This is a genomic window from Pseudoalteromonas sp. UBA6610 (assembly GCF_002433295.1).
GTDB lineage: Bacteria > Pseudomonadota > Gammaproteobacteria > Enterobacterales > Alteromonadaceae > Pseudoalteromonas > Pseudoalteromonas atlantica.
Genome location: NZ_DJHW01000020.1, coordinates 17,529 through 21,899, shown reverse-complemented (window position 1 = coordinate 21,899; position 4,371 = coordinate 17,529). Strand labels below are relative to the sequence as shown.

Annotated in this window: 3 protein-coding genes; all 3 read left to right on the top strand. The window is 40.5% G+C overall.

The features are described 5' to 3' along the window. Positions 1–163 precede the first annotated feature (163 nt). Entirely contained in the window at positions 164–1,285 is a 1,122-nt protein-coding gene (locus B4F91_RS02575; RefSeq protein WP_286937654.1) for a 4-phosphoerythronate dehydrogenase, read from the top strand. Positions 1,286–1,330: 45 nt separating this feature from the next. Next, positions 1,331–2,347, top strand: coding sequence for an aspartate-semialdehyde dehydrogenase (locus tag B4F91_RS02570; RefSeq protein WP_004588395.1), 1,017 nt, complete (start codon positions 1,331–1,333; stop codon positions 2,345–2,347). A gap of 352 nt (positions 2,348–2,699) precedes the next feature. Beyond that, on the top strand, positions 2,700–4,371 hold a 1,672-nt coding region (locus tag B4F91_RS02565), incomplete at its 3' end, for a FimV/HubP family polar landmark protein (RefSeq protein ID WP_288635356.1).

Below are 4,371 nucleotides of genomic sequence, written 5' to 3'. Positions count from 1 at the left end.
GGTTTTGGTGGTACAAACGCCACATTAGTTATGAGCAAATATAAAGGTTAATTCGTTTTCTCTTTATAGTGATTAAAAGCCGAGCATTGCTCGGCTTTTTAGTTTGTGTAATGGCTCGGTTGTTCGTTACAATAGCGCCTCATTTTGCCATACGGACTCCCCAATGAAGATTCTTGCCGATCAAAACATGCCTTTAGTTGAGCAGTATTTTGCAGACTTTGGTGAGGTAACGCGCTTTGATGGACGAAACTTAACACCCGATGCGTTAATTGATGTTGATGTATTACTTACGCGTTCGGTTACTAAAGTAAACAGTGACTTGCTTGCCCACGCTAATAAATTAAGCTTTGTAGGTACCGCCACTATTGGTGTTGATCATATAGATACACAGTTACTAAACGATAAAGGCATTGCCTTTAGTAGTGCCCCAGGTTGCAATGCAGTGGCGGTGGCTGAGTATGTAATAAGTAGCTTGTTTGCCTTAAGCCAAGAAAACGCAGCCCCTTTAAGTGGTCAAACAATAGGTATTGTTGGGGTGGGTAACATTGGCAGCTGTTTAGCACAAAAACTAAAAGCACTTAATGTTGATGTTTTATTATGTGACCCAATTAAACATGAGCAGGGCTTATTAGCCGAGCATGTTGAGCTTGACGAACTACTTGAGCGCGTAGATGCGGTTACCTTTCATGTACCGCTGATTAAAACCGGTGAGCACAAAACGCATCATTTAATTGATGAAAAACGCCTTAAAGCGTTAAAGCCTGGGTTAGCAGTTATAAATGCGAGCCGCGGAGAAGTAATTGATAATCAAGCTTTGTTATCGGTTATGGAGCAAGAGGCAGACTTAGATTTGGTTTTGGATGTTTGGGAAAACGAGCCTAACATTTTAATTCCATTGCTTGATCATGTGCGCTATGCCAGCGTGCACATTGCCGGCCATACCCTTGAAGGAAAAGCCCGCGGCACACAAATGCTGTACCAAGCATTGTGTAAATTAGAAGGCGTAACCGCAGAAAAATCTCTCGCTGATTTTTTACCACAACCTGCTGTTACAAGCCTAAGTTTACAAAGCAGCTTTACTGAGGCTGATATTGCGCGTTTAGTGCATTTAATTTACGACGTACGCCGTGATGATGGCATTTTGCTGCGCAACTTAGCAAAAGACAGGTTTGATAGTTTACGTAAAAACTACCCAGTCAGGCGTGAGTTTAGCACTTTAACGGTAAGAGGGAGTGCACAGCATACAGATGCACTCGCTCAGCTTGGCTTTAACACCGCAAACTAATTTAACTAGTAGTGTTGTTTTAACACTGCTTAAAGAGGATAAAATATGTCGCAAAAATATAACGTTGCTGTACTTGGCGCTACAGGCTTAGTAGGTCGTCAAATTATTGAAACCCTGGAAGATCGTAAATTTCCGGTAGACCAACTTTTTTTACTAGCCAGTAGCCGCAGCGCAGGTGAAGACATAAAGTTTCGTGGTGAAACCATTGAAGTACAAGACGTAGAAGGCTTTGACTTTAGCCAGGCACACATAGGTTTGTTTTCAGCTGGTGGCAGTGTATCAGAAAAATACGCGCCAATTGCAGCCGATGCGGGCTGTGTTGTAATTGATAACACCTCACATTTTAGAAATGATTTTGAAGTACCGCTAGTGGTACCAGAAGTTAATGCAGCAAGCCTTGAAGACTTTAGAAATCGCAATATTATTGCAAACCCTAACTGCTCTACTATTCAAATGATGCTAGCGCTTAAACCAATTTACGATGCTTATGGTATTGACCGCATTAATGTATCTACATACCAAGCCGTATCTGGTGCAGGCAAAGAAGCCGTAGATGAATTAGCAAAACAAACAGCTAATTTAATGAATGCTCGCCCAATGGAAAACGAAATTTTTCCTAAGCAAATTGCATTTAACGTTATCCCTCAAATAGATACCTTTGAAGATAACGGCTACACGCGCGAAGAAATGAAAATGGTAAACGAAACGCATAAAATTTTGGGTGATACCACTATTGCTGTTAACCCAACCTGTGTACGTGTCCCTGTATTTTTTGGCCACTCTGAGTCAATCAACATTGAAACACGCATGCCGTATGACTTTGAGCACGTTAAACAGCTTTTAAATGATGCCCCAGGAGTTGAGCTTATTGAAGATGAGGGCGATTACCCAACCGCGGTTTCAGATGCCAGTGGTAATGATACAGTTTACGTAGGCCGCTTACGCGCCGATATTTCGCACCCTCATGGTTTAAATATGTGGGTTGTAAGTGATAACACCCGCAAAGGGGCTGCCACTAATAGTGTGCAAATAGCGGAAGAGTTAATCGCTAACTACTTATAAATACCCGCTAACATTGCGTGTAAATTAAGCGGCAAACTTTTATAGTTTGCCGCTTTTGTATTTAAGGGAGCCAAATTATTGCCGCTTAGCGTTGCTACTAAACTAAACGCCTTGATCTATCACGATAAAATAGTATAAAGAATAAAGTTTTAAGGTATTTATTTTCAAAGCGTTGCAATGGATATTAGGCCGCAACTGGTTTATAGTTTGTAACTGGAATAGAGCTTGCAATAAAAATAGATTGTAATAACAAATGTAGATCAGCTATTTGGCTGGTTACGGCAAGAATAATTAATGTTGAGCAGCTAAATAAATAGCAAAGCATTTAACATTTACACATTAAAGGATCAGCATGCGCGGTTTAGCTTCACTTATTATATTAGCGTCTGCATTGGTAGTAACTCCAATTTACTCTCAAGACAGCACCCAATTAAAGGGGCCAAAAGGCGCTGACTATGGTGCGCAAGGGCGATCAATAGGGCCTATAAAGCCAACCGATACACTATGGCGTATTGCTGCCAAAGTACGCCCAGATAACTCAGTTAGTATTTACCAAGTTATGCAAGCCTTGTATAACAAAAACCCTAATTCTTTTTTAGAACAAAACCTAAACCACATGCAAAGTGGTGCATATTTAAAAATACCCACCTTAGCGGAAATTAGACGCGTAAATCCACAGCTTGCTAAACAACGCTCAGAGCAAGATGACGCGCTGTGGGAAAAAAAGAAAAATGGCACACTAACCACCAGTGAAATTAACGCCGCGCAAACTAAAGTAACACAAGCTCGTAAAGCCGATGTTGACGACGCTAAAAAAGAAATTCAAAAAGAATTAAATGAAATAAAAACGCAGCAAGGTAATAAGCTTGTTGAGCTGCAGCAGCAATTTAAAAGCTCGGTTAATAATGTAGAAGAAATATTAGCTGAGAATAATAATCTCAAAAAACAATTGTCGGGTATTTCAAAAGAGCTTGCCAATGTAAAAGAACAGCTAGGTCAAGACAGCGAAATTCAAAAACAGCTAAAAGAGCTAATAGAAAAACAAAACGAAATAATAGCTCAGCAAAAAGTGCAAGAAGTACCAAAAGAAGAACCTTTTAACCTAGGCGCTTTAATGTCTAACCCACTTGTGCTTATTTTATTAATGACCATTCCTGCGTTATTAATTATCTTTGCCGTGGTGATGTTTTTACGAAAGCGCGCCAATAAAGACGAAGAAACTCAAGATGACGATGATTTTCTGCCACAAACGCCCAGCTTTACCGAAGACGAGCCGCAAAGTAATGATGCGTTAGACGATCCAATCATTCCTGACCCTCTTGATGATTTAGATATTCAACTAGATGACAATCATAGCAACGATATTTTGCCAGAGGATGATATTGCATTTGATGATTCTCTCGATGATGCGTTAGACGATGAATTTTCTGATTCAGAAAACTTGCTCGATCAAGACGAATTAGAAAGCCTATTAAGTGATGATATTGTTTTTGATGACGAAGGCAGTGAAGGGGACGAGTTAGACGTTTTCATGCAGCAGGGCTTTGATGAACCTGTAGATGAAAAACAAGATGATGAAATTGACCTTGATTTAGATGATACAAAAGATTCGGACGATATTTTAAGCAGTGACGACCTAGACGATTTATTTGATGAGGACGATAGCCTGCCTGAAATTGACTTGCCTGAGGTTGAGCAACCTACCGCAGATAGCAGCTTAGAAAGCAATGATGAGTTGGCCGCCTTAAGCGAAGAGCTAGCCCAAGAAGAGGATGATGACTTTGATATTGATGAACTATTAGATCAACAAGCTGATAAAGAATCACCAAAAGACGATGACTTTGATTTAGACGACATAGACAGCTTAATTGATGAAGCCGGCGATACACCTGATGAAACCCCTGCTGATGCTGCGCTGGTTGAAGAAAGCGATGACTTTGATTTAGACGACATAGACAGCTTAATTGATGAAGCCGGCGATACAACCGAAGAAACCCCTGCTGATGCTGCGCTGGTTGAAGAAA